The sequence below is a fragment of the Pseudomonas sp. genome, assembly GCF_030698175.1.
In the GTDB taxonomy this organism is placed as follows: domain Bacteria; phylum Pseudomonadota; class Gammaproteobacteria; order Pseudomonadales; family Pseudomonadaceae; genus Aquipseudomonas.
Window position 1 is genome coordinate 170,680 of record NZ_JAUYNT010000017.1, and the last position, 23,819, is coordinate 194,498.

Annotated in this window: 19 protein-coding genes; 12 read left to right on the plus strand and 7 right to left on the minus strand. The window is 61.4% G+C overall.

The window, feature by feature from the left end; translation table 11 throughout:
* The first annotated feature begins 31 nt into the window (after nt 1-31).
* Nucleotides 32-2,437: an arylsulfatase gene (locus tag Q8R10_RS08595; protein WP_305652865.1), complete on the plus strand. Its 2,406-nt coding sequence runs from the start codon at nt 32-34 to the stop codon at nt 2,435-2,437.
* An 87-nt stretch (nt 2,438-2,524) separates the two neighbouring features.
* Nucleotides 2,525-3,808, plus strand: a complete 1,284-nt coding sequence (locus Q8R10_RS08600) for an anaerobic sulfatase maturase (protein ID WP_305652867.1) — start codon at nt 2,525-2,527, stop codon at nt 3,806-3,808.
* 107 nt (nt 3,809-3,915) lie between these two features.
* On the opposite strand, the gene Q8R10_RS08605 is transcribed toward Q8R10_RS08600, so the two are convergent.
* The gene (locus Q8R10_RS08605; RefSeq protein ID WP_305652869.1) at nt 3,916-4,809 is read right to left on the minus strand and encodes a haloalkane dehalogenase; all 894 of its coding nucleotides are present in this window, start codon (nt 4,807-4,809) and stop codon (nt 3,916-3,918) included.
* A 456-nt stretch (nt 4,810-5,265) separates the two neighbouring features.
* Here Q8R10_RS08605 and Q8R10_RS08610 point away from each other — a divergent pair, with 456 nt between their 5' ends.
* The 5 genes from Q8R10_RS08610 to Q8R10_RS08630 are packed head-to-tail and all read left to right on the plus strand — an operon-like array spanning nt 5,266 to nt 10,450.
* Nucleotides 5,266-6,438, plus strand: a complete 1,173-nt coding sequence (locus Q8R10_RS08610) for a zinc-binding dehydrogenase (RefSeq protein ID WP_305652871.1) — start codon at nt 5,266-5,268, stop codon at nt 6,436-6,438.
* On the plus strand, nt 6,435-7,268 hold the full coding sequence (locus Q8R10_RS08615) for an alpha/beta fold hydrolase (protein ID WP_305652872.1): 834 nt from the start codon (nt 6,435-6,437) through the stop codon (nt 7,266-7,268). Before Q8R10_RS08610 ends, Q8R10_RS08615 begins: the two co-directional genes overlap by 4 nt.
* Nucleotides 7,269-7,283: 15 nt before the next feature.
* A complete protein-coding gene (locus tag Q8R10_RS08620) occupies nt 7,284-7,958 on the plus strand; it encodes a hypothetical protein (RefSeq protein WP_305652873.1) in 675 nt (224 codons plus the stop codon).
* A gap of 30 nt (nt 7,959-7,988) precedes the next feature.
* Nucleotides 7,989-9,632 carry an acyl-CoA synthetase gene (locus Q8R10_RS08625; protein WP_305652874.1) on the plus strand — a complete coding sequence of 548 codons (1,644 nt, stop codon included), beginning with the start codon at nt 7,989-7,991 and terminating at the stop codon, nt 9,630-9,632.
* 59 nt (nt 9,633-9,691) lie between these two features.
* Entirely contained in the window at nt 9,692-10,450 is a 759-nt protein-coding gene (locus Q8R10_RS08630; RefSeq protein ID WP_305652876.1) for an SDR family oxidoreductase, read from the plus strand.
* A gap of 31 nt (nt 10,451-10,481) precedes the next feature.
* Here Q8R10_RS08630 and Q8R10_RS08635 read toward each other — a convergent pair whose 3' ends face one another.
* Nucleotides 10,482-11,471: an AraC family transcriptional regulator gene (locus Q8R10_RS08635; protein ID WP_305652878.1), complete on the minus strand. Its 990-nt coding sequence runs from the start codon at nt 11,469-11,471 to the stop codon at nt 10,482-10,484.
* Between the two features lie 191 nt (nt 11,472-11,662).
* Here Q8R10_RS08635 and Q8R10_RS08640 point away from each other — a divergent pair, with 191 nt between their 5' ends.
* From Q8R10_RS08640 to Q8R10_RS08650, 3 genes are read left to right on the plus strand one after another with little or no spacing between them, the layout of a single operon-like run.
* Nucleotides 11,663-11,983: a hypothetical protein gene (locus Q8R10_RS08640; protein ID WP_305652880.1), complete on the plus strand. Its 321-nt coding sequence runs from the start codon at nt 11,663-11,665 to the stop codon at nt 11,981-11,983.
* A gap of 52 nt (nt 11,984-12,035) precedes the next feature.
* Nucleotides 12,036-13,856, plus strand: coding sequence for a carboxypeptidase regulatory-like domain-containing protein (locus tag Q8R10_RS08645; protein WP_305652881.1), 1,821 nt, complete (start codon nt 12,036-12,038; stop codon nt 13,854-13,856).
* A gap of 36 nt (nt 13,857-13,892) precedes the next feature.
* Complete coding sequence (locus Q8R10_RS08650) at nt 13,893-15,329, plus strand: aldehyde dehydrogenase family protein (RefSeq protein WP_305652883.1); 1,437 nt, start codon at nt 13,893-13,895, stop codon at nt 15,327-15,329.
* 187 nt (nt 15,330-15,516) lie between these two features.
* Here the strand turns inward: Q8R10_RS08650 and Q8R10_RS08655 are convergent, their stop codons facing one another.
* Entirely contained in the window at nt 15,517-16,374 is an 858-nt protein-coding gene (locus Q8R10_RS08655; RefSeq protein ID WP_305652884.1) for a metal-dependent hydrolase, read from the minus strand.
* 269 nt (nt 16,375-16,643) lie between these two features.
* Between Q8R10_RS08655 and Q8R10_RS08660 the strand changes: the two genes are divergently transcribed.
* Together Q8R10_RS08660 and Q8R10_RS08665 are read left to right on the plus strand one after the other, a co-directional pair.
* Nucleotides 16,644-17,663 carry an AraC family transcriptional regulator gene (locus tag Q8R10_RS08660; protein WP_305652885.1) on the plus strand — a complete coding sequence of 340 codons (1,020 nt, stop codon included), beginning with the start codon at nt 16,644-16,646 and terminating at the stop codon, nt 17,661-17,663.
* Between the two features lie 232 nt (nt 17,664-17,895).
* Nucleotides 17,896-21,288, plus strand: coding sequence for a response regulator (locus Q8R10_RS08665; protein ID WP_305652886.1), 3,393 nt, complete (start codon nt 17,896-17,898; stop codon nt 21,286-21,288).
* Between the two features lie 65 nt (nt 21,289-21,353).
* Here the strand turns inward: Q8R10_RS08665 and Q8R10_RS08670 are convergent, their stop codons facing one another.
* From Q8R10_RS08670 to Q8R10_RS08685, 4 genes are all read right to left on the minus strand, one after another.
* Nucleotides 21,354-21,929: a DUF2780 domain-containing protein gene (locus Q8R10_RS08670; RefSeq protein WP_305652887.1), complete on the minus strand. Its 576-nt coding sequence runs from the start codon at nt 21,927-21,929 to the stop codon at nt 21,354-21,356.
* Nucleotides 21,930-22,086: 157 nt separating this feature from the next.
* A complete protein-coding gene (locus Q8R10_RS08675) occupies nt 22,087-22,548 on the minus strand; it encodes an isoprenylcysteine carboxylmethyltransferase family protein (protein WP_305652889.1) in 462 nt (153 codons plus the stop codon).
* 48 nt (nt 22,549-22,596) lie between these two features.
* On the minus strand, nt 22,597-23,241 hold the full coding sequence (locus Q8R10_RS08680; RefSeq protein WP_305652891.1) for a thioredoxin domain-containing protein: 645 nt from the start codon (nt 23,239-23,241) through the stop codon (nt 22,597-22,599).
* Nucleotides 23,238-23,675: a disulfide bond formation protein B gene (locus Q8R10_RS08685; protein WP_305652893.1), complete on the minus strand. Its 438-nt coding sequence runs from the start codon at nt 23,673-23,675 to the stop codon at nt 23,238-23,240. Before Q8R10_RS08685 ends, Q8R10_RS08680 begins: the two co-directional genes overlap by 4 nt.
* Nucleotides 23,676-23,819: the final 144 nt, after the last annotated feature.

Below are 23,819 nucleotides of genomic sequence, written 5' to 3' on the forward strand. Positions count from 1 at the left end.
GGGTTATCAACGGATCAAACCGGAGTCTTGCATGAAACAATCGCGTTCCTTTAAACCGCTGCGTTCATCCTTGTCGCTGGGTGTGTTGGCGTTCGGTGGCCTGGCCAGCTCCTTGGCCGGCGCCGAACAAGCCGCGCTCTTGCCAACCCCAGCCGCAGCGAGCACCCCGACCGCGACGGATGGCAAGGCCAGCCCACCTGCGGCGCCGAATATCCTGATTATCATGCTCGATGATGCCGGCTTTGCTCAGGCCGACACAGTAGGAGGCGAGATTCACACCCCGACCCTGAGCCGCATTTCGCAAAGCGGGATCAAGTACAACGCCTTTCACGCCACGGCGATCAGTTCGGCGACCCGGGCTGCGCTGCTGACCGGGCGCAATCATCACCGGGTTGGCAATGGCACCGTCACTGAAGCGGCGACCGATGACGCCGGTTATACCGGGATCATTCCGCCGACGGCGGCCACCCTGCCGCAGGTGCTGCACGAGCATAACTACAGCAGTGCGGCCTTCGGCAAATGGCACAACACTCCGGCCCATGAAGTTGTAGCCAAGGGCCCGTTCAATCACTGGCCGACCAGTTATGGCTTCGATCATTTCTACGGCTTTATGGGCGGCGAGTCCGATCAGTACAGCCCCCTGCTAGTGAACGACACCACGCTAATCGAGTCGCCCCACGATCCGAAATATCACTTCACTGAAGACATCGCGCAAAAAGCCATTGAGTGGATCGATCAGCATCAGGCGACCCAGCCGGACAAGCCTTTTTTCGTCTACTGGACGCCGGGCGCCGTGCATGCGCCGCATCAAGTATTCCAAGAGTGGACGGACAAATATAAAGGCAAGTTTGACAGCGGTTGGGATGCTTACCGTCAGCGGGCCTTCGAGCGCCAGAAGGCGCTGGGCTGGATCCCGGCGGACACCAAGCTCTCGCCGCGACCTGCCGAGCTGCCAGCCTGGGACAGCCTGAGTGCTGAAGAGCAGAAGTTTCAGGCGCGGCTGATGGAAGTCTATGCCGGCTTTCTCGAACACACCGACACCCAGGCCGGCAAGATTGTCGATGAGCTGGAGCGCCTCGGTGTGCGTGACAACACCCTGATTTTTTACGTGCTCTCCGACAACGGTGCCTCGGCGGAAGGCATGCAGGGTTCCATCAGTTCCCTGGTGGGCTTGAACGGCATCCAGACCACGCCCCAGCAGCAAATGGCGGCCCTGGATAAAATCGGTGGGCTGGCCGCTTTGGGCGGGCCGAAAGTCGAACCCCATTACAATGCCGCCTGGGCCTGGGCGGGTATGAGCCCCTTCGTCGGCACCAAGTTGGTGGCCGGTTATTTTGGTGGCACACGCACGCCGCTGGCGGTGTCCTGGCCCAACCAGATCAAGCCGGATGCGACGGTGCGCGGGCAGTTTCACCACGTCAACGACATCGCGCCAACCATCTACGACATTCTTGGGATTACCCCGCCTGCCGAGTTGAATGGGCAGCCCCAGCTGCCCATAGATGGCATCAGCCTGGCCTACAGCTTCGATAATGCCGCGGCGGAAAACCGCAAAAAGCAGCAGTACTTCGAGGTCATGGGCAGTCGCGCCGAATACGCTGACGGTTGGGTCGCGGCGGTGCTCGGCCCGCGCAAACCCTGGGTGGCGGACCAGACCGGGCTGGTGTCTTTCGCCGGCAAGCTGGCCATAGTGTTGAACCAGAACTTGATCGGCGACTATTTCGGTTGGCTGAAATGGAAGCCGGAAGACGACCAGTGGGCACTGTATGACCTCAATAACGACTTTGGCCAAGCCGAGGATGTTGCCGCGGCCCACCCGGAAAAACTCGCAGAGCTGAAAGACAAATTTGCTCAGGATGCCAAGGCCAATCATGTCTACCCGATTGGCGTCAGCTTCGACATGCTGGTGCGTCCGCGCCACTATGACGACCAGGCGCAATGGCACCTGCCCGGCAGTGCTTCGCGCATCCCGGAATTCGCCGCGCCGAATATCAAGTCGCACAACAACCGGGTCAGCGTGGATGCCGAGCTGCCGGCCAATGCCAATGGCGTGCTGTTTGCCCTGGGTGGTATCGGCGGCGGTCTCAGCCTGTACCTGCAAGATGGACGGCTGACCTATGAGTACAACGGCTTTGGTCTGGTGCGCACCAAGCTGCAGGCGTCGGAACCGCTGCCGGCCGGTCGTGCGCAAATTGCCGTCGAGCTGAACATGTCGTCGCGCTTCAGGGGTGCTGCTGCCGATGTCAGCTTGTCGGTCAATGGCGTGCAGGTTGCCGAGAACACCGTGCCCTTCACCGCGCCTATTGCTTTCAGTGCCACCGAGACCCTGGATGTCGGGCTCGACCGGGGCGCACCGGTGTCGCTCGACTACTTCGACCAGGCTCCGTTCGCCTTTAACGGCGTGATCAATGATGTGCATATTCAGTACATGCCATAACTCGGCGCGTGTGAAAACGCAGTGAGCCAAGGGGCGGCGTGGGGTGACCACGCCGCCCTTTTGGCCTGAGACACAGGAGCTACGAAGATGAGCGACAGTCCGGCTGAGCAACAAGGTCTGCACCTGATGGCCAAGCCCGTTGGGCCGATTTGTAATCTGGATTGCGATTACTGCTTCTACCTTGAAAAGGAGGATATGTACCCGCCGCGGGAAAAATTTCGCATGAGCGATGAGGTCTTGCGCGCCTACGTGCAAGGCTATATCGCGGCGCAATCCACGCCTGAGGTCGAGTTCACCTGGCAGGGCGGCGAGCCGACCCTGTTGGGGGTCGAGTTCTTCCAGCGCGCGGTGGGTTACCAGCGCGAATATGCAGGCAGCAAAACCATCCGCAACAGCCTGCAAACCAACGGTACTCTGCTGGACGAGCAGTGGTGCCAGTTTCTGGCCGCCGAAGACTTCACCGTCGGCATCAGCATCGATGGCCCGCAGGCCATTCACGATTTGCACCGCCCCGACAAACAGGGTCGCTCCAGTTTTGACTCGGTCATGGGCGGGCTGCAGCTGCTGCGCCAGCATCGGGTGCAGTTCAATGTGCTGGTCACCGTGAGTCGGCAGAGCACGGCCCATGGTCTGGAAATCTACCGCTTCCTCAAAGCCGCGGGGGTGCGGTTTATCCAGTTCAATCCGGTGGTCGAACGCCTGCCGACTCCGGCCGAACAGGTGCTGCAACTGCATTTCGCCCAGCCACCGGGCTTGTCGCTTGGGCCGCCTTCAGCGCTCGCCGAACTGCCGCCCAGCGCGGCCGCCGTTAGCCCGCAAAGTGTCGAGCGCGAGGCCTATGGGGACTTTCTGATCGCGGTGTTCGATGAGTGGGTGCGCAATGATGTCGGCAGCGTGCATGTGATGAATTTCGAATGGGCCTTGGCGGCCTGGTTGCAACTGCCGGCCAGCGTTTGCCTGTTTTCGCCGCGCTGTGGCAAGGCGCTGATAGTCGAGCACAGCGGCGAGGTGTATTCGTGCGATCACTTTATGTACCCCGACTATCGCCTGGGCAATATCGTCGAGGATGACCTGCAAACCTTGGCCGCCAGTGCGGCGCAGCAGGCCTTTGGCACGGCCAAGGAGACCACGCTGCCAGCCTATTGCCAGCGCTGCCCCTATCTCTTCGCCTGCCATGGCGAGTGCCCGAAAAACCGCTTCACCCGCACCCCCGATGGCGAAGCGGGGCTGAACTACCTGTGCCCCAGTTATAAGAAATATTTCGCCCATATCACCCAGGCCATGAATGCCCTGGGGCAGATCGTCAGCCAGGGCTTCGCCGCCTCGACCATCATGGACGCCTACAAAGGGCCGTTGCTGTTGAAGCGCTAATGGTCTGAGAGCGCCGCTGTGCTGTTGCGGCCTCTGTGCGCCGAGCCCCCGATCCGCAGCGCTGCGAGGGCGCTGCTGGGGCGCCGAATGCTCGGCGTCTTTGTCGGCTACGGACGACGATTACAGGCGGCAATCACCAATTCGGCAAAGCGTAACGGATCGTCCTCTTGAATGAAGTGTCCGCCGTGCAGGGTTGGGTGGGTCTGCCCTTGTGTGCCTGGCACCTCGCGAATAAAACGCTGGTCGCCACCGCGGGTGATCGGGTCGCCATCGCTAAAACAGGTGATAAACGGCTTTTGCCATTCTCGATAGACGTCCCAGGCCTTGCGCGACTTGGCCGCCTCCGGGTCGTCATAGCGTACCGGCACCAGTGAGGGATAGATGCGCGCGGCGGCTTTGTAGCGCTCCTCTGGAAAAGGTGCGTCGTAGGCCGCCACTTCGGCTGGGGACAGTGTGCGTTTGATGCCACTCTGCAGAATGCGGCCGATGGGAAACCAGGGGCTCAAGCGGGCAAACTTTTCCCAGACCCGCCAGACCAGCGACATTTTTGTCTCGCCCGTGGGCAGGCCGCCGTTGGACAGCAAGATGCGGGCAAAGCGTTCGGGGCTTTCTGCGGCCAGGCGCAAGCCGATCAACGAACCCCAATCCTGGCAGACCAGGGTGATGTCCTGCAGGTCGAGTGCTTCGATCCACTCGCGCAGCCACGCCACCTGCCAGGAAAAGCTGTAATCGCTGCGTGCTGCCGGCTTGTCGGATTTGCCAAAGCCGATCAAATCGGGTGCCAACACACGCAGCCCGGCAGCGGCCACCGGTGGAATCATAAACCGGTAAAGAAACGACCAGCTCGGCTCACCGTGCAGCATCAATACCGGTTTACCGTCGCGCGGGCCTGCATCGACGTAATGCAGGCGCAGCCCCGCCCCGACTTCATGGTAGTGCGGGGCAAATGGGTAATCGGGCAGCTTGGCAAAGCATTCATCGGGCGTGCGCAACACCTTCATCGTCAGTTCCTTGTGGCGTTAAGCCGGCTAGTTGGGAGGTGCTCCGATCCTTAGCCGAAGACGCTCCCCTGATGAGGCTCATCAATGGCGTGTTTCGACCCAGCAAGAACTCCTGAGGCGGTATTCAAGCCTGAAATGTGGCTTATGGCCAGACCGCCGGGCGAGGGCGTGCGCCGGCAATTCATGGTTTATACGGCCGTCCTAGCTATATGTTTGAGGGCTTAGGTCGGCGCCCTCATTCGCCGCGCAGCCTTAGTTATTCGCGGCTTTGCGCCTGTGCAGCCGGAGCCGCGCTCGACCGTTAGCGAAGCGCGGAGAGGGGCGCCGAGTGGTCGCTGGCGCCGAACACGAATGGCGTGAAATATAAAGTTTCTGGCGATTGCGGGCGGCAAACTTTCGACACTTTCTGCATAGGGCTAGCCGGCTCTTTGCGTCTCACTGTAGAGGAATGCCGCCATGAAGGCTGTTGTCTGTCAGAACGCTGAGCTCAGTCTGGTTGAGTTGCCCGAGCCGGTTCCCGGCCGGGGGCAGGTGTTGGTCGAGGTGCTGCGTTGCGGCATTTGCGGCTCCGATCTGCACATGCGCCATCAGTGCGATCCGATGAAGGCGCTGCTGGAGAAAGTCGGCTTTGGCAAGCAGCTGCCGTCCAGCAGTCAGCCCTTCGTATTTGGTCATGAGCTGTGCTGCGAAGTGCTCGAATACGGCCCCGGCTGCGAGCAGAAACTCAAGCCCGGCACCCGGGTGGTGGCCCAGCCGGTGCTGCGCATCGGCGGCGATATCCACCTGGCCGGGCTGTCGCCGATTGCCACCGGCGGTTACGCCGAACGCATGCTGTTGCAGGAGTCGGCGCTGGTGCCGGTGCCCAACGGCCTGTCCGCCGACATGGCGGCGCTCACCGAGCCGATGGCCGTGGCCTGGCACGCGGTACGCCGCAGCGAAATCGCCCGCAAGGATGTGGCCATAGTGGTCGGCTGCGGCCCGGTCGGCCTGGCGGTGATCTGCCTGCTCAAGGCGCAAGGCGTCGGCACCGTAGTGGCCAGCGATTTCTCCGCCGGCCGGCGCGCCCTGGCCCAGCGTTGCGGCGCCGATATCGTCATCGACCCCAAGCAGGGCTCGCCGTTCGCCGAGCGCCCTAACGAGGGCTTTGTCCGTGATTTGCCGGCGTTGCTGGAACTGTCGGTCGGCACTCGCGAGAAGCTCGGCAAGCTGCCGATTCCCTGGCATCTGGCCTGGCGCCTGGCCGAGAAACTCGGCGCCGGCGCGCCCAAGCGGCCGGTGATTTTCGAGTGCGTTGGGGTGCCCGGTATCGTTCAGCAGATCATCGACGGCGCGCCGTTGCTGTCACGGGTGGTGGTGGCCGGGGTGTGCATGCAGGTCGACCGTTACGAGCCGGCGCTGGCCACCCACAAGGAGATCGATTTGCGCTTCGTGTTCGGCCACTCGCCGCTGGAGTACCGCGACACCCTGCACCTGATCGCCGAGGGCAAGGTCAATTGCGCGCCGATGCTGACCGGTATCGTCGGTCTGGATGGCGTGGCCAATGCCTTCGAGGCGCTCAAGGATCCGGAGCTGCACGCCAAGATTCTGATCGATCCGCGGCGTCTGGCTGCCCAGCCGGTGCCGGTATGAGAGAGGGCGCTGAGATGAACTTCCCGCATAAATTGCTGCGGGTAAATGGCGTCGAACTGAACGTGATCGACGTCGGCGCAGGCGAGCCGGTGCTGCTGTTGCATGGCTTCCCGGACACCCACGCGGTGTGGCGCGAGCAGATCCCGGCGCTGGTCGCGGCCGGTTACCGGGTGATCGCCCCGGACACCCGTGGTTGTGGCGACAGTCAGCTGCTGACGCGGGTGGCCGATTACCAGATCAAGCAGCTGATCGCCGACCTGGTGGCCCTGCTGGATGTGCTGGGGCTGGACAAGGTCAAGCTGGTGGCCCACGACTGGGGCGCGGTGATTGGCTGGCAGTTGGTGATGGCTCATCCGCAGCGCATCATGCGTTATATCGCCCTGTCGGTCGGCCATCCGAGTGCCTATGGCCGCGGCGGCCTGGTGCAAAAACTCAAGGGTTACTACGTGGTGTTGTTTCAGTTGCGCGGCTTCGCCGAATGGTTGCTGCGCCTGGGTAACTGGAAGGTCTTTGGTCTGTTCACCGGTTTCCCGCAAGAGCTGTCGCATTGGCGGCGGGTGTTGTCGCGCCCCGGTCGGCTGATGGCCGGCATTAACTATTACCGGGCCAACTTGCAGCTGATTTTGCCGCGCAGCTACCCGCGCGTCAGCGTGCCGGTGACCGGCATCTTCAGCGATGGCGACCGCTTTCTGACCGAGCGGCAGATGCTCGCCAGTGCAGATTATTGCGACGCCGGCTTTCGCTACCTGCGGGTCAATGGCGCCAACCACTGGCTGCAGCTGGACGCGCCAGAGCAAGTTACCCCACTCATTCTCGCTGCCTTGGCTTAATCAGGAACCCTCACCATGAAATTCTATAAAGCCGAATTTACCCTGGGCGCCATTTTGCTCGGCCTGTTTTTGGCGGTTTGTTATTGGCAGGCGCCGGGCCATGTGCTGAGCCAGGCCGAGATCGATACCTACGTGCAGCGCATCGACCAGCTGGCGCCGCTGCCGGCCGCCGACAAGGCCGAGTTTATCGCCGACCTGCGGGCCTGGGGCGCTGCCGACGATGGCAAGCCGCTGTATATGTTCAATCTGATGCGTTACCACCAGCAGTTGCAGCCCTTGCCGGGTACCCAGGTCAAGGGCGCCACCCCGGAAGAAACTAATAGTCTCTATGAACAGATGACCATGGGCATTGCCCTGGTGGCCGGTGTGCAGATGCCGGTGGCCAGCAATGTGCAGGGTGTGCGCCAGGGGCCGACACCAAGCACCAACCTGATCGGCCATGCTGCGGACGCAGACAACTGGAGCCGCCTGCTGGTGGTGCGTTACCCCAGCCGCCAGGCTTTTTTTGAGCTGGTGAGCAACCCCGAGTACCTGACCAAGATGATGCCGTACAAGTTCGCCGCGCTGCATGTCGACCTGGTGCCCACCGACGGCGCGGCCATCACCCCGGATGTGCGCCTGCTATTTGGCTTCGCCAGCCTGGTCATTCTGCTGGCCTTCGGTTGGCTGCGCGCCACCCGCCGCCGTTAAACACTCATGCTCGCCCACTCGGAGCCCCCCATGACCAACGCCACCCTCTATTCGACCGGCCTGGACCAGTGCCAGGCCAATTTCACGGCCTTGTCGCCGCTGTCCTTCCTGGCCCGCGCGGCCCATGTCTACCCTGCGCGCACGGCGGTGATCTACGGTGCGATTGAACATTCTTGGGCCAACACCTATGCGCGCTGCCGACGCCTGGCTTCGGCCTTGTGTCAGCATGGCGTGCAGCGCGGCGATACCGTCGCGGTGTTGTTGCCCAACGTGCCGGCCATGTATGAGGCGCACTTTGGCGTGCCCATGGCGGGCGCGGTACTGAACACCCTGAATACCCGCCTGGACGCCGAGGCCATCGCCTTTATGCTGCAGCACGGCGAGGCCAAGGTGCTGCTCACCGACCGCGAGTTTGCCCCGTTGGTGGAGCAAGCGCTGAATATGCTGTCCGGTGCGCGGCCGCTGGTGGTGGATGTCGACGACTCCAGCTACAGCGGCGGCAAGCTGCTAGGTGAGATCGAATACGAGGCCTTTCTCGCCGCAGGTGATCCGCAGTTCGCCTGGCAACTGCCGCCCGATGAATGGGACGCCATCTCGCTCAACTACACCTCGGGCACCACCGGTAATCCCAAGGGAGTGGTCTATCACCACCGCGGCGCTTACCTGAATGCCACCAGCAATTTGCTCTCGTGGAACATGCCGGCGCACGCCACCTATCTATGGACCTTGCCGATGTTTCATTGCAACGGCTGGTGCTTCCCCTGGACCCTGGCGGCGAATGCTGGCACCAATATCTGCCTGCGGCGCATCGATGCGGCGGCGGTGTTCGAGCTGATCCGCACGCATCAGGTCAGTCATTACTGCGGCGCACCGATCGTTCACAACCTGCTGATCAACGCCCCCGAGGCGCTGCGGGCCGGCATCAACCATCAGGTGCATTGCCTGATCGCCGGCGCGGCGCCGCCGGCTGCGGTGATCGAGGGCATGGAGCGGATTGGCTTTAACCTGACCCATGTCTATGGTCTGACCGAAACCTACGGCCCGGCCTCGGTGTGCGCCAAGCACGAGGCCTGGCAGCAGCTGCCGATTGGCGAGCGGGCCGAGCGCAACGGCCGCCAGGGCGTGGCTTATCACCTGCAGGAGGCGATCAGCGTGCTCGACCCGCTAACCCTGCAGCCGGTGCCCTGGGATGGCGAGACCATGGGCGAGGTGATGTTTCGCGGCAATATCGTGATGAAGGGCTACTTGAAGAACCCGACCGCCACAGCGGAAGCCTTCAGCGGCGGCTGGTTTCGCACCGGTGATCTGGCAGTGATGCAGCCCGATGGTTACGTGAAGATCAAGGATCGCTCCAAGGACGTGATCATTTCCGGTGGTGAAAATATCTCCTCGCTGGAAGTTGAGGAGGCGCTCTATCGCCACCCGGCCGTGCTGCTCGCCGCCGTGGTGGCGCAACCCGACGCCACCTGGGGCGAAGTGCCCTGTGCCTTTGTCGAACTGAAGGAGGGCGGACAGGTGAGTGAGCAAGCGTTGATCGAGCATTGCCGCATGCTGCTGGCGCGCTTCAAGGTGCCCAAGCGCGTGGTGTTCGGCGAGCTGCCGAAAACCTCCACCGGCAAAATTCAAAAGTTCGCCCTGCGTGCGCAACTGCATTCGGCCGAGGCGATTGGCTGAGTGCCGATCGACTGCATACCGAACAGCGAAAATCCAACTCACATCAGCGGATGCAACCCATGAGCAACGATGCAGCTTCCACCGTGGTTATCACCGGCGCTTCATCTGGTATCGGCCGTGAACTGGCTTTGGAAATGGCCCGCCGCGGCCATGCCCTGGGCCTCGCCGCCCGCCGCCTGCCGCTGCTGGAACAGTTGCGCGACGAGCTGCATGTCAGCTTTGGCAAGCAGCTGCGGATCGAACTGGCCACGTTGGATGTCTGTCAAATAGACAGTATCGGGCCGACCTTACAGGAGCTGTTCACGCGCCTAGGCGGCGTCGACATCATGGTGGTCAATGCCGGCGCCAATGACATGACGGGCATCGGTCGGGGCGATCTGGCTCAGGAGCTGGACCTGATTCAGACCAATCTATCCGGCGCCATCGCCACCATCAATGCGGCCACGGCCCACTTTCTGGAGCGCGGCAAGGGCCACATAGTCGGCATCTCATCGCTGGCCGCACTGCAGCCGATTCCCCGTCAGGCGGCCTATTGCGCCAGCAAGGCCGGTTTCAAGATGTACCTTGATGCGGCGCGTATCGAGCTAAAGCGCAAAGGCATTCTGGTCAGCAATATCCTGCCCGGCTATATCGCCACCGACATAGTCGAGGGGGTGGACATCGGCAAATTACCCTTCGCGATTCCGGCCGCGCAGGCCGCCCGCGAGATGGCGCGGCTGATCGAGAAGCGGGTGAAGTCAGGTGTGGTGCCAGCCTTCCCGTGGAAGTTGGTGCGGCCTTTTCTCGGTCACTTGCCCGAGTTTATGGCCAAGTACTAGGGCTGAATTACCCGCTTGCACAGTGCCCGTATCAACTCAGTCGCAAGCCCCGTGGACTCTGTCCGTACCAGCGCCGACAAGCCCGCGTCAGTGCGCTGGTTTCGCAAAAGCCGAGCAGCTCGGCAATAGCCGCGATGGGCAGTTCGGACTGGCGTAAATATTTCAACGCCAGGTCCGCGCGCACCGCATCCAGGAGCGCGCTAAAGCTGGTGTTTTCCTTGATCAGATAGCGCTGCAGGCTACGCGTCGACAGGTTCAAGACTTTCGCCACACACACCACGTCGCAAGTTGCGACGGACATCAGCGAACGAATCGCGGACTCGGTTTTGCTTCTGAACAACTCTGGCAGTTGTTTGCATTGGGCCGTGAACCGTGAGGCGAGCATCCGATGGGTCGCGCTGTCACCCGAACCATAGGCCGCCGCGAGCATTGCGCCATCAATAAACAGCGCATTGCGATCGGCACTAAAGGTGATGTGATTGCCGAAAACTTGCCGATGCAAGCGCAGATCCTGCGGCGGACCGTGCCGAAAAAAAACCTGCGGGGGCTTCCAGTTCGAAGTGCTTTTGCATAACTCGTTCACCAGGATGGCGATGCCCAGCTCCGTGGTATGCCGGTCTGCGGCGCCCGCTCCAGCCGCCAGCTCATAATTCATCAGCAAGCCGCCTTTGGAGGATTCCAGCGAGAGCAACACACCAGTGGTATGCAAGAAAAACACTCGGGCGAGATCCTCGAGCATTTCACCCACAGTGGTTGAGCTTTGCACCAAGGACCAGAGTGGTCCCAGCAAGGACATGTCTTGCCGCTGCGCCAAGCGCAGGCCGAAATTATCACAGCCGCAATGCGCCGCTGCCGACTCAAGAAAGCGGACTACCGCAGCGGTGGGCACCGGGAACTCGGGATCACTAAAGGCCGCGGCGTCGATACCGGCGGCTTGAGCCAGCGCGCTTGCATCAGCGCCGAGCTCGGCAATCAATTGTGGGGCGCCAACCAAGGCGCCGCTACGGACCCAGGCGCTCATCGCGAACCGCAAAAAGAGTTGATTGTCATGGATACACCCTGGTGAGATTGGCGCGCAAAGTCAACTTTCCGCCTAGCCGAATCATTAAAGTGAATGCTCCTGATCAATCTTAGGGGCTCACGATGAAATCCGCGATCCGTCCGACCCAGGCAGCGCTGTTCGCAGCCTTGCTACTCGCTTGCAGCATTTTTATGGCCATTCTAGGTATGAGTGCCAGTGGCTATTTCGTTCCCGCCGTCTGCTTGTTTCTGCAGGCCGTGCTGCTGTGGCGCGGGCGCGCTTTCAAACTGTTTGAATGGGTCATGTTGCTCAATCAACTCAGCGGTCTGGTGTTGATCCTGATGCTATGGCTGGGTGGCGGTTTGGGTGATTTCAAGCTGGATATCGCCGGCGCCATGCTGCTGCTCAATCTGCTCACTGGCGGACCGCTGATGTCCTTGCTGTCCATCGCCATCCTTGGCTCGCTGCGCCTGAGCAAGCCGCTCCCGGAGTGGTTTCAAGCACGCGCTTGAACCTTTGCCCAGCATGCACAGCAAATTGAAAACACCATCAGGGAACGCAACCATGAACCCAAATCACTTTATCCATTCCACGCTGCGGATTTGCCTGGCCCTCGCCGGCCTTTTTGGCCTGGTCGGCAGCGCTCACGCGGCATCCTTTACCGGCACGGTTCACCTGCCCGACGGCAAGCCCGCCTTTGGCGCCATGGTCACGGTGTTTGATGCGACCAAGCAAAAGCGCGAGACGGTCTATACCGATGCCCAGGGTCAGTACAGCATCCGCACCGGGTATGCCGGTGCGCTGGACATCCGCGTGCGGCAGGCAAACTACGCAGACAATCGCATCACCCAGACTGTGGAGCTCGATGAGTTGGCCCACGTCGATCTACCGCTCATGCCTTTTGCTAACGCCATGGCCGCCTCCGATGCACTGGCAGCCTCGGCGCACAACGCCAAACTGCCCTGGAAAGAAATCAAAGACCGCGCGCCCTTCGTCAGTCAGTGCAACTACTGTCACCAGATGGGCAATTCGACCACGCGCGTACCGCGCAGTCATGACCAGTGGATCGAGACCATCACCAAGATGGAAGGCATTCTGGCCATGCCGTCGGCCGCGCAAAAAGAGAATTTTGCTGATGTGCTGAGTCGCGGTTTTGACGGCAAACCCGTACAGGCCCTGCACAATTACGGCGCCAGCGCCGAACTGGCACGGGCCAAGGTGGAGGAATGGCTGATTGGTGATGCCATGTCCTTTATTCACGATGCTGACGTGATGCGTGATCAGAAGGTCTACGGCACCGATGAGGGCCACGACATTCTTTGGGTGCTGGACCGCAAGACCGGCAAGATCGAGCAGAATCATCTGCCCGACGTCGACCTGCCGCGCGGTGGCAAATTTTCTGGCATGGCCTTACCCATTGGCGTGTTTACCGGCAAGCACGGCCCGCACAGCATGGGCGAAACCAGCGACGGGCGGATTTGGTTCACCAACTCACTGTCCAGCACCTTGATGTCGTTCGATCCACTGACGAAGGCCTTCAAGAGCTATCCGGTCGGCCACGATGCCTTGTACCCCCACACACTGCGCGTCGATAAGAACGACGTGGTGTGGTTCACCATTGTCGCCTCGAACCAGATGGGCCGTTTCGATCCAAAAACGGAAACCATGACCGTCATCGGCTTACCGCACAACGGCGTCCTACGCTGGATAAGCGACACCCTGTTCCCGACACTGCTGCGTTTGTCGTCCTGGGTTCCAGATGAAGCCTTGATGATCAACCTGTCGCATCACCGCTTCTTCGGCGAAAAGATCATGGCCTTCCCCTATGGCATCGACGTCAATCCGCTGGATGGCAGCATCTGGTATGCCAAACTCTACGCCAGCAAGATCGGCCGTATCGACGCCAACACCCTGGAAATCACCGAGTACGACACGCCGCTCAAGGGCCCACGGCGGCCGCGCTTCGATGCCCAAGGCATCTTCTGGATTCCGGCCTTCGATGAAAACGCGCTGATGCGCTTCGACCCCGCGACCAAGGCCTTTGAAACCTACAAGATTCCAGCCGTGGCCGAGGGTGAGTACGAAACGCCCTATGCCCTGAACGTCGACCGCAAAACCGGCGACATCTGGATGGCGGCGAATAACTCGGACCGGATCTTGCGCTTCACCCCGGCGAGCAAAACTTTCCAGAGCTACGCCAGTCCAACACGGGTGACGGTGCTGCGCGATTTTGCCTTCACCGAAGACGGCCGCGTCTGTTCCAGCTCATCGAACTTGCCGGCCTACGCCATCGAAGACATGCGCCCGTCGATTATCTGTATCGACCCCACGGGGGCCGACAAAGACAAGGCGGCACTGGCGGCGGCAAGCCAGCCACAGCCCTAAGCGGCGCACACTCAAACGATTAGTTAGGGAGCAATTATGCGTACTCATCACAACTTCTACATTGACGGTCAGTGGGTGGCTCCGGCTGCGGGCGCGGTCACCTTCGACGTCATCAACCCGGCCACTGAACAAGTCGCCGGCAGCATCCTGATGGGCGGCGCCGCCGACGTTGAGCGGGCGATTACCGCCGCCCACCGGGCCTTCGCTAGCTACTCGCAGACCACCTTGCAATCGCGCATCGAACTGCTGAGCCGGATTACCAGCATTTACGAGCGGCGCATGGATGAGATGGCCGCCGCCATCAGCGAGGAAATGGGCGCGCCCTTGCACACCCTGGCCAAGCCGGTGCAAGCCCCCATCGGCTTGTGGCATCTGCAAACCACGCTGGCGCTGGCCAAGGACTTTCCTTTCGAGAAGCCCCAGGGCACGACGCTGCTGGTGAAAGAGCCGGTCGGCGTTTGCGCGCTGATTACGCCCTGGAACTGGCCGATGAATCAGGTCGTCTGCAAGGTCGCGCCGGCGCTGCTCACCGGCTGTACTGTGGTGTTGAAACCGAGCGAACTGGCGCCGTTCTCCTCGCAGATCTTCGCCGAAATACTGCACGAAGCCGGCGTCCCGGCCGGCGTATTCAACATGATCCACGGCGACGGCGCCAAGATCGGCCCACTGCTGTCGTCTCATTCGCTGGTAGACATGGTTTCGCTGACCGGCTCAACCCGCGCCGGCGCCTCGGTGGCCCAGAACGCCGCCGAAACCGTCAAGGTGGTGTCGCTGGAACTCGGCGGTAAGTCGGCCAACATCATTCTCGCCGATGCCGATCTAAACGCCGCAGTAACCCATGGAGTGGTCAGCATGATGAGCAACACCGGGCAGAGCTGCAACGCGCCGTCGCGGATGTTCGTTCCCGCCGCGCGCATTGACGAAGTCGAACAAATCGCCGCCACGGCACTGGCCACGCTGGTCGTTGGCGACCCGCAAAGTCCGACCACCAGCATCGGCCCGATCGCCAACGAACGCCAGTTCCAGCGGGTACAGGCGTTGATCGCGCAGGGCATCGACGAAGGCGCCAAGCTGATCGGCGGCGGGTGCGGGCGTCCCGACGGCATCAGCTGCGGCTACTTCGTCAAGCCAACGGTGTTTAGCCGCGCCACCAACCAGATGACCATCGCCCGCGAAGAAATCTTCGGCCCGGTGCTGACCATCATTCCCTACCAGAGTATCGACGAAGCCATCGCGATGGCCAACGATACGGTGTATGGCCTCTCCGGCTACGTGTATGGCGCCAGCGTTGCTAGCGCGTGCAAGGTGGCCAAGCGGCTGCGCACTGGCATGGTCCACCTGAACGGCGCCAGCCTCGATCTGACCGCGCCCTTCGGCGGTTACAAGCAATCCGGCAGCGGCCGCGAATGGGGCGCTGCGGGGATTGAGGAGTTTCTCGAAACCAAGGCTGTGATGGGTTGCCAGCCGGCCTGAGGCCAGGCCAGGCCAGCAACGCACTGCGGCGATAGTGGATATCGCCGCAGTGCGTTCACACACGTATTTAATTTGAATATTGCCCATCAGAGGTAGCCCGATGTTAGGGCTGATGCAGAACCGCCCGCTGCTGATATCGACACTTATCGAGCACGCAGGCTTGCCGTAACAAGCCTGCGTCGCTGGCTCAGCAGGCCATTGCCGGCGCCGGGTGGGCCTCGGTTACTGCTGCATCGAACTCGGCGCGGTAGGCTTCGACCAGGTGCAGGTTGTTGTGCTGCCAGGGCTGAAAACCGTCCTTGTAAAAATCAAGGTAGGCCGGCACCAGCTTGCGGAATATCCCTTCTTTACCCCACAGCCATACCAGGCCATCGCGCCAGATCCGCCAGTTCCACAGCAGACCGTCGCGCTTGAGCATGTGGATCAGGCCCTTGGTGGTGTCGAAGGTGAAGAAGAAGGTGCTCTGCAACATGGCCCGGCGCAGCAACCAGCGGCTGCCGTGCACCTGCTGGAACACATCAAAGGCCACGGCCTTGTGCTCGGTCTCCTCCAGCGCGTGCCAGCGCCACAGCTTGGCCACTGTGGGGTCGGCGCCGCCCATCATTCTTTGGTTGCTCAGCAGAGAGTCGGCCAGAATCGCGGTCAGGTGTTCAACCGCCACGGTTGAGGCCAGTTGCGCCGCCGGTGGCAGATGCTTTTGCACAAAGGCCAGGCGCCGCTTGAGGCCACGTTCGAGGTAGTCCACGTCATAGCCAAGTTCACGCAGGCGGGCGCTGTAGTCCAGATGCTCACGGCTGTGATGGCCTTCCTGGCCGATAAAGCCGCGGATGTGCTCGTTCAATACCGGGTCGGCGATTTGCTCGCGAAACAGCCGTACCGAGTCGATAAAGAAGCGCTCGCCATCGGGAAATAACACCGACATGGCGTCGAACAGGTGGGTCTTGAAGGCATCGCCGCCATGCCAGTGGCGCGGCAGCGGGTTGGGCAAGTCAAAATCCAACTGCCGTGGGCGAATCTGCAAACCATCCGGGGTGCTGCTGACCATAGAGATTCCCTGCGCGTTGATGGGCCTATTTTATTTGCTATGTATGTGCCGTTAACTGCTGAAGGGCTATTTGTCGGTCGGGCTTACGCCCAGCTTACGCAACGCCCTGCGCTGCTAATCCAGTCGGTTTTCAGTGCTACTGCTCGGCGCACGCATGACTGGGGCATTGTTTTCATTTGCCACTATGGGCTTGTTATGGGGGGCTCGCCAAGGTTATCTTCAGCCAATATTTGGGTCATATCTGGCCATTAGCACAATAAGAATAAGCCATGAAATCACCATTAATGCTCACCGCCGAACTGGTGCCCGTCGCCTACGTTGAAGCCCTGCTGGGGCTGGCGGGGGAGCTTGGGGTCAGCCGTGCCGAGCTGTTTCGCGTCGCTCAGGTCAAGCCGCAAACGCTGGATAACCCCAATGGCCGGTTGTCGTTTATCGATTTCAACTTGCTCGCCAGCGCCGCCTTGCAGCGCTGTCAGGAGCCGGCGCTGGGCCTGTTGCTGGGGCAGCGGCTAAACGTCTCGACCCACGGGATTTTGGGTTATGCGGTGCTGGCCAGCGCCAACCTCGGCCAGGCGATTCAGTTTGCCCTGAAGTACTACCGGGTCTTGGGTCTGGCATTTGACCTGGACATCATCGAGCAGCCGGGTCGGCTGCAATTGCGCGCAGTGGAGTCGATGTCGATGGGGCCGCTCAGTCGCTTCGCCGTCGAGGGCTTGCAGGCCAGCCTGTACAGCATCGCGCGGTTTTTAGTCGGTAGCGAGTTGCAGGGCCTGGCACTCGGTTTCGCCTACCCGGCGCCGGCCTATGCGGCACGTTATACCGAGGTGTTTGGTGTGACGGTGCAGTTTGACCAGCCCTACCACTGGTTGAGCTTGCCGCAGAGCTACCTTGAACGGCCGATGGCGCTGGCCAACCCCGGCACGGTGCAGATGTGCGAGCAGCAATGCGAAGCCTTGCTGGCCAGCCTCGATGTACAAGACGGCCTGCTGACCCGCGTGCGGCGTTTATTGCTGGCCCGTCCCGGCGATTTCCCCGACCTGCAAAGCGCCGCCCAGGCCTTGCACACCAGCGGTCGCAGCCTGCGCCGGCACCTGTCCACATTGGGCACCAGCTATCAACAGGTGCTCGATGAGGTGCGCAAACGCCTGGCCTTGCAATACCTGACCACCACCCACTTGCCGCTGTACGAAATCGCCTTCTTGCTGGGCTTTAGCGACCCGTCGAATTTTCGTCGCGCGTTCAAGAAGTGGACTGGCAAATCGCCGGGTGAGTATCGCCAAGAGGGCTGAGGTGTTTGCCGCCGATGGGCGGCAAAACGCCTTACAACAGTAAGCCGCCCGTGTACCCAGCAGCCCTCCGACTGGCGGCCTGCTGATCGATGCCGTCCGTCGCGCTATGGCGGGCGCTAAACTCTTCGTCGGGTTCCTGACTAGACTGCCAGAGGCGACTCTTTGCAGTCGTCCCCGTAACTTGTGGCCACTGCGCCCGAGTTTGCCAAGCAAGGACCGCACAGGAGATCGCATGGACGTTAGGTCACCCCCTCTCTCCCGTAAACCCTGGATTCCCGTGCTGGTGGCCCTGGCTCTGCTGCTTGGCCTGGGGGCACTGATGCTGTGGCAATGGCAGGCATTGGAGCAGCGCGGTCGTGAGGAAGCCCAGCAGCGCTTCCAGTTGGAGAGCCAGGAGGTCAAGCAGCGCGTCGAGTCGCGCATGCGGGCCTATGAGATGGTGCTGCGCGGGATGTCTGGGCTGATAGTCGGCAGCGACCAGGTATCGCTCGAACAATGGACACGCGCGGTCGACCAGTTGCATGTGCAGGAGCGCTACCCCGGCATTCAGGCGGTCTCCTGGTCCAGTTATTTGCGGGCCGGGCAGGTCGAGGGTTTTCTCGCCGACATGCAGGCCAGTGGGCGCAAGGATTTTCGCATCATCCCGGCAGAACCCAGCAGTGAGGAGTACCTGCTGGTGAACTACATCAGCCCGCTGGATTGGCGTAACCGCCGGGCCGTCGGTTTTAACATGCTCACCGAGCCGGTTCGCCGCGAGGCCGCCGATCACGCTGGGCGCACCGGCGTGGCGGTGATCACTGGGCCGCTGCTGCTCCGTCAGGAAACCGACCAGGCCCCGCAGAGTGGTGTGATTCTGTATCTGCCGGTGTACCGACAGGACGCCCCTTTAACCACCGCAAAGGAACGCATGGACGCGTTGCGGGGGATGGTCGGCGGCACCTTTCGCCTGAATGACCTGATGGATGGGATACTCGGCGCCCAGAACACGTTGTTTCGCATCAAGATCGTCGATGAGCAGTCCTCGTCCAATATTCTGCTGGACGAGAGCAGTGCATCCACGCTGGAACCGCGTTTTCATATTGAGCAAACGCTGACCTTGTTCGGTCGCACATGGCTCTTGAGCCTCAGCAGCACCGCCGAGTACGAGGCCGCTCAGGGCAACAAGTCTCTGCTCTTCAGTCTGTGGATGGGGTTGGCTGCGGTGGTGCTGTTGTCCCTGTTGGTGGGCGGCTACCTGTGGCTACGCGAACGCGAGTTGAGCGCTAACCAATTGGTGAACGCGCAGTTGCGCGAGCGCGAAGAGCGCTTTCGCATGCTGGTGGAACGCTTGCCGGTGGCCACGCTGCTGTGTGGCCCCGATGGGCGCATCGAGATGTCCAATCAGAGCGCCGCCGAGTTGCTCGATTGCACCCAGGAGGCTCTACTGGGCGAGCGGGTGCGGCGCTTCCTGCCTGAGGTCAGTGACCTTACGGTGCTGGTGCACGACAGCCGCGTGCCGGTTGAGTCCAACGAATATGAAGCTCGTCGCGACAGTGGCGAGGTCATTCCGGTGGCGTTGAGCCTGAGTGTGCTGGCCCATGAGGTCGGGGCGAGCTACCTGCTCAACCTGGTCGATCTGCAGGCGCGCAAGGCGGCCGAGCAGCGTCTGCGTGACCAGGCCGAGCAGCTGATCCTGGCCAGCCGGTATAAATCCGAGTTTCTCGCCAATATGTCCCACGAGCTGCGCACGCCGCTCAACAGCATCCTAATTCTCAGCGACCAACTGCGGCAGAACAGCGCCGGCAACCTCAGCGAGAAACAGGCCAAACATGCCGACATCATCCACCGCGCCGGCAGTGATCTGCTGCAGTTGATCAATGACGTGCTCGACCTGGCCAGGGTCGAGGCCGGGCGCATGCAGCTCAAGCTGGAGCCGCTGAACATGCAGGACATGCTGGTGGAGCTGGATGCCAGTCTGCGCCCGATGGCCGAGATTAAGCGGCTGCGCCTGAGCGCCCGGCTGGATCCCAGTGTGCCGCGGGTCATCCTCAGCGACCGTGGGCGCCTGCATCAGATCCTGCGCAACCTGCTGTCGAACGCGCTCAAGTTCACCGAACACGGCGAAGTGGAGTTGTCGGTGAGCAGCCAGCCTTGTGGCGACGGCCGCGAAATGCTGCGTTTCGCCGTGCGCGACACGGGCATCGGTATCCCGGCGCAGCAGTACGAGCGGATTTTTCAGGCCTTCCAGCAGATCGACGGGTCCACCAGTCGGCGCTTCGGCGGTACCGGGTTGGGCTTGGCCATCACTCGCCAACTGGTGGTGGCCCTGGACGGCGAAATCCACCTGGAGAGCACGCTTGGGCAGGGCTCGTGCTTCATCGTCGAGCTGCCGGTGGCGGTTACGCCAGGGCTGCAGAGCGAGGCGCTCATCGAGGCGCCGCAGCGCAAAGGGCAGGGCAGTGCGGTGTTGATCGTCGAAGACGACCACAACTTCGCCGCAGTGATTGCCGAGGAGGCGCAGAGTCATGGGTTCGCCACTGTGCATTGCCGTAGCGGCAAGCAGGCCATCGAGTTGTTGCAGGAGGAGCGCTTCAGTGCGGTGATTCTCGACATCCTGTTGCCCGACATCAGCGGTTGGCAGATCTACCGGCGCTTGCGCAGCCTGATGATGCACCGGGGGACGCCGGTGCACATCATCTCCTGCATACCGCAGCCGGCGGACTGGAAGGAGGAGGGCACGCGCTACTTGGTCAAACCCATCGGCCGCGGGGACTTGGAACGGGTGTTCGAAGGCCTGCAGCGGGGGGCGGAGAAGGCGGGTCATCTGCTGTTGGTCGAGGACATCGAGGTGGAGCGCGAGCACTACCGCGAGCACCTGCAGCAGTTGGGTTTCACGGTGGTGGCCAGTTCCAGCGCCGAGGCGGCGCGGATTGCCTACGGGGAAGCGCGCTTCGATGCCCTGGTGATTGATCTCGACCTGCCGGATCAGGATGGTTTCGACCTGCTCGAGGCCCTCAACAGCCAGCGCCCGCTCAACGGCACGCGGGTGGTGATCAATACCGGGGTGGACGTCACCCAGCACAACCTGCAGCGACTGCGCCGCTACTCGGCGGTGGTGGTGCGTAAGTCGGGTAATGACCTGGGCGGTCTCAGTGCCGCCGTGCAGGGCTTCCTCGCCGAGGTCCGCGATCCGCAATCCGCTCTGTCGGTGCACAACGACAACCCCTTGGCGGGCAACCGCGTGCTGCTGGTGGACGACGATGTGCGCAACATCTATGCCCTCACCGCGCTGCTCGATGACGTTGGCCTCAGGGTCACTCCGGCCAAGGACGGGCTGGAGGCCATCGCCTGCTACCAGAGCGCGCAGTTCGACCTGATCCTGATGGACATGGCCATGCCCAACATGGATGGCTATGTGGCGACTCAGCTGCTCAAAGGTGAGCATGGCTGCAGTATTCCGATCATCGCCCTTACGGCCCACGCTATGAAGGGTGATCGCGAGAAGTGCATCGCTGCCGGTGCCGATGACTATCTGGCCAAACCGGTGGCGCGCCAGGAGCTAATCAACCTGCTGGGGCGCTGGCTCAGCGGCGCCGAGCCAGTAGTCGAAAAACCTTGGCAGATGGGCGGCGAAAATCGCGAATAGGTGGTTGCGCCGGCGCCGAGGAAGACCTGCGGGTGGCCGGCGCCGCCAACACCTCAGTGCACGAATTAGGCGCCGCTGCCGACACCCCAGAGGCCGCCCAGGCTGCTCAGCAACGAACCTTGCACACCCTGCTGGCCGAAGTACTGCAGCAGCAGCGGGGCGAATTTGCCGATCATGCTGCTGTCCATGCCCAGGGCGCTGAAGGCTTGATTCAGCGCCGGCAGGCTATTCACATTGCCCAAGGCTGCATTAGCTTCCTCGCTCAGCGGGGTGCCCGCCGACTTGCCGAGCAGGCCGCTGAGACCATTGAGTTGACTCAGGCCCTGGTTGCCCTCGAACTTCTCCAGCCCCGGTACGCTCTGGTTCAGCTGACTGTATTCGGCGCTGGGCAGCTGATTTTTCGCCAGCCCGAGCAAGGCGCCGGTGCCGCCCAAGGCCTGCTGGGGGGTCAGCTTGAGGCTGCTCAGGCTTTGCAGCAGCTCAAGGCTCTGCGGATTGCCCAATAAGCTCGTCGCCGCGCCACCGTCTTTGCCACCGGCCGCCGACAGCACATTGGCCGCCTCGCTCAGGTTGAAGGCAAAGGCCGGACAAGCCGCCAGGGATAAAACTGCAACCAGGGTCAGGTGGCGGGGAATAATCATGGGTAAACCTCGTAAGAAATGATTCTGCCCAGCCGCAAAGCCGGCAGATAAATGCGTTACCGCTTGGACTGGGCGGCTGGCGAGCTTGTTCCCGGCCCGCGCAAGATAAGTCCTGGTAATGCAGCCAATGGCCGCGCTGACGATGGGCAAGCCGGTTTTATAGCCAGCGGCGCACCTTCGCCTGATAGGCCAGGAAGTCGGCCCCAAACAGAGCCGCCAATGCGCGCTCTTCGGGGGCGATCTGGAAGCGGTTCATGTACAGGACAAACCCCAGCACCCCGAGCAACAAAAGCGCTGATGCCAGGTAGCAAGCCCAGGCCGTGAGAAACAACGCGAAGCCGACATACATAGGATTGCGTGAGTACCGATAGATGCCCGAGCTGACCAGCGCCGAGGCTGTTTCAGGCTGCAACGGATTGACGGTGGTCTTCGCCCGTCGGAACGACACGACTCCTGCAAGGCTAAAGAATACCCCCACGCAGAACACCAGCAATGCTGCCACTACTCGCACCGCAAGGGCCGCGTCGATGCTCGTCACATAGTGAGATCCGCCCCACATCAGCAACCCGAACAGGGCTGCAACAATGGGTGGAGGTATCTTGTTTTCCAGTGCACGCATTGAAAATCCCCTATGGGCAAGAAACGACGCTTGAACTATCCGGTCTGTTTACTGGGCCTTTTCCATTTCGCTCTGCACGAGTTCCAGGAGCGGCTCCGGGCCGAATTGAGTCAAGGGCTTGCCGTTGACGAAGAAGGTCGGAGTACCTTGAACCCCAACGGTTTTAACGTCCTCAGCATCCTGGGCGAGGATCTGGTCGATCCTCGGCGAGTTCATCGTTTCGCGAGCCTTCTCGACATTCAAACCCACCGCTTGAGCCGCCTCCCACGCCTTCAGGGCTTTTGGATCATCATGCCACTGCGGCTGAGCCTCCAATACCGCCTCCAATACAGGTTCATAGACCCCCTGCATCCGAGCGGATTCCAATAGCCGTACGGCCTCTTCCGAGCCTTTGTGGAGCAGTACATAGCGAATGACAATGCGCACGTCATTGGGGTACTTCGCCATGATCTGTTTCAGGTAGGGAAAGAAAGCACGGCAGCTTTCGCACGAAGGGTCGAAGAACTCGACAATGGTGACGGGAGCGTTTATCGGCCCAAGAGTCGGGGAATGAAAACGCACCAATGAACTTGCCGCCTGGGTAACCGCCGGAGCTTCCTGGGGCACTGAAGACCCCTGGTAGAGCATTGCCGCAGCGGCAAAGCCTAAGATGGTCACGGCGCTGATGGTCAGGACGATGGCGCGTCTGTTCATACGAGGGTTCTCCGGCGAATCAGGATAAGCAGCAGGACGATCGCGGTGAAGGCGATCAAGGAAATCAGCGGTAGCGGCACATTCTCGAAAATCATCATGTCAGCCCCGGAGCAGGAAGTTCCAGCACTGCACGGCTTGAGGCTTTCCGGGATCACGCCAACGAACAGCAGGCAGTGATACAAGGCGATCCCCCAGCCGATAACGGCAAGGGGTAACGCGTATATCCAAACGGCGAAATCTGAGCGATAGCAGGCGATAGTCAGCAGCACTGCCAGAGGAAACATGCAGATCCGCTGGAACCAGCACAGCACGCACGGGGTTTTGCCCATGACCTCGCCGATAAACAAGGCAGCGAGGGTCGAGGCCACTGCCAGCAGCCACACTGCAAGCAATAAACCCCAGGGATTAGTGGTGCTGTGAGCTTGATCGCGCATTGATAGCTACTCGTCGTTTTCCTGTATTTGGGCTGGCACGGTAGCGGGCTCGCAGCCGGTGTCGATTGTGTTTGTGTTGCAATATGCGTCCTGCGCCGCCGCTCTGGTTTGGATGTGTCACCGGTACGGACCATTCGGTCTGTT

Coding starts and splice junctions, on each gene's coding strand:
- Q8R10_RS08595 (WP_305652865.1), top strand. CDS start 32: ATGAAACAATCGCGTTCCTTTAAACCGCTGCGTTCATCCTTGTCGCTG.
- Q8R10_RS08600 (WP_305652867.1), top strand. CDS start 2,525: ATGAGCGACAGTCCGGCTGAGCAACAAGGTCTGCACCTGATGGCCAAG.
- Q8R10_RS08605 (WP_305652869.1), bottom strand. CDS start 4,809: ATGAAGGTGTTGCGCACGCCCGATGAATGCTTTGCCAAGCTGCCCGAT.
- Q8R10_RS08610 (WP_305652871.1), top strand. CDS start 5,266: ATGAAGGCTGTTGTCTGTCAGAACGCTGAGCTCAGTCTGGTTGAGTTG.
- Q8R10_RS08615 (WP_305652872.1), top strand. CDS start 6,435: ATGAGAGAGGGCGCTGAGATGAACTTCCCGCATAAATTGCTGCGGGTA.
- Q8R10_RS08620 (WP_305652873.1), top strand. CDS start 7,284: ATGAAATTCTATAAAGCCGAATTTACCCTGGGCGCCATTTTGCTCGGC.
- Q8R10_RS08625 (WP_305652874.1), top strand. CDS start 7,989: ATGACCAACGCCACCCTCTATTCGACCGGCCTGGACCAGTGCCAGGCC.
- Q8R10_RS08630 (WP_305652876.1), top strand. CDS start 9,692: ATGAGCAACGATGCAGCTTCCACCGTGGTTATCACCGGCGCTTCATCT.
- Q8R10_RS08635 (WP_305652878.1), bottom strand. CDS start 11,471: ATGAGCGCCTGGGTCCGTAGCGGCGCCTTGGTTGGCGCCCCACAATTG.
- Q8R10_RS08640 (WP_305652880.1), top strand. CDS start 11,663: ATGGCCATTCTAGGTATGAGTGCCAGTGGCTATTTCGTTCCCGCCGTC.
- Q8R10_RS08645 (WP_305652881.1), top strand. CDS start 12,036: ATGAACCCAAATCACTTTATCCATTCCACGCTGCGGATTTGCCTGGCC.
- Q8R10_RS08650 (WP_305652883.1), top strand. CDS start 13,893: ATGCGTACTCATCACAACTTCTACATTGACGGTCAGTGGGTGGCTCCG.
- Q8R10_RS08655 (WP_305652884.1), bottom strand. CDS start 16,374: ATGGTCAGCAGCACCCCGGATGGTTTGCAGATTCGCCCACGGCAGTTG.
- Q8R10_RS08660 (WP_305652885.1), top strand. CDS start 16,644: ATGAAATCACCATTAATGCTCACCGCCGAACTGGTGCCCGTCGCCTAC.
- Q8R10_RS08665 (WP_305652886.1), top strand. CDS start 17,896: ATGGACGTTAGGTCACCCCCTCTCTCCCGTAAACCCTGGATTCCCGTG.
- Q8R10_RS08670 (WP_305652887.1), bottom strand. CDS start 21,929: ATGATTATTCCCCGCCACCTGACCCTGGTTGCAGTTTTATCCCTGGCG.
- Q8R10_RS08675 (WP_305652889.1), bottom strand. CDS start 22,548: ATGCGTGCACTGGAAAACAAGATACCTCCACCCATTGTTGCAGCCCTG.
- Q8R10_RS08680 (WP_305652891.1), bottom strand. CDS start 23,241: ATGAACAGACGCGCCATCGTCCTGACCATCAGCGCCGTGACCATCTTA.
- Q8R10_RS08685 (WP_305652893.1), bottom strand. CDS start 23,675: ATGCGCGATCAAGCTCACAGCACCACTAATCCCTGGGGTTTATTGCTT.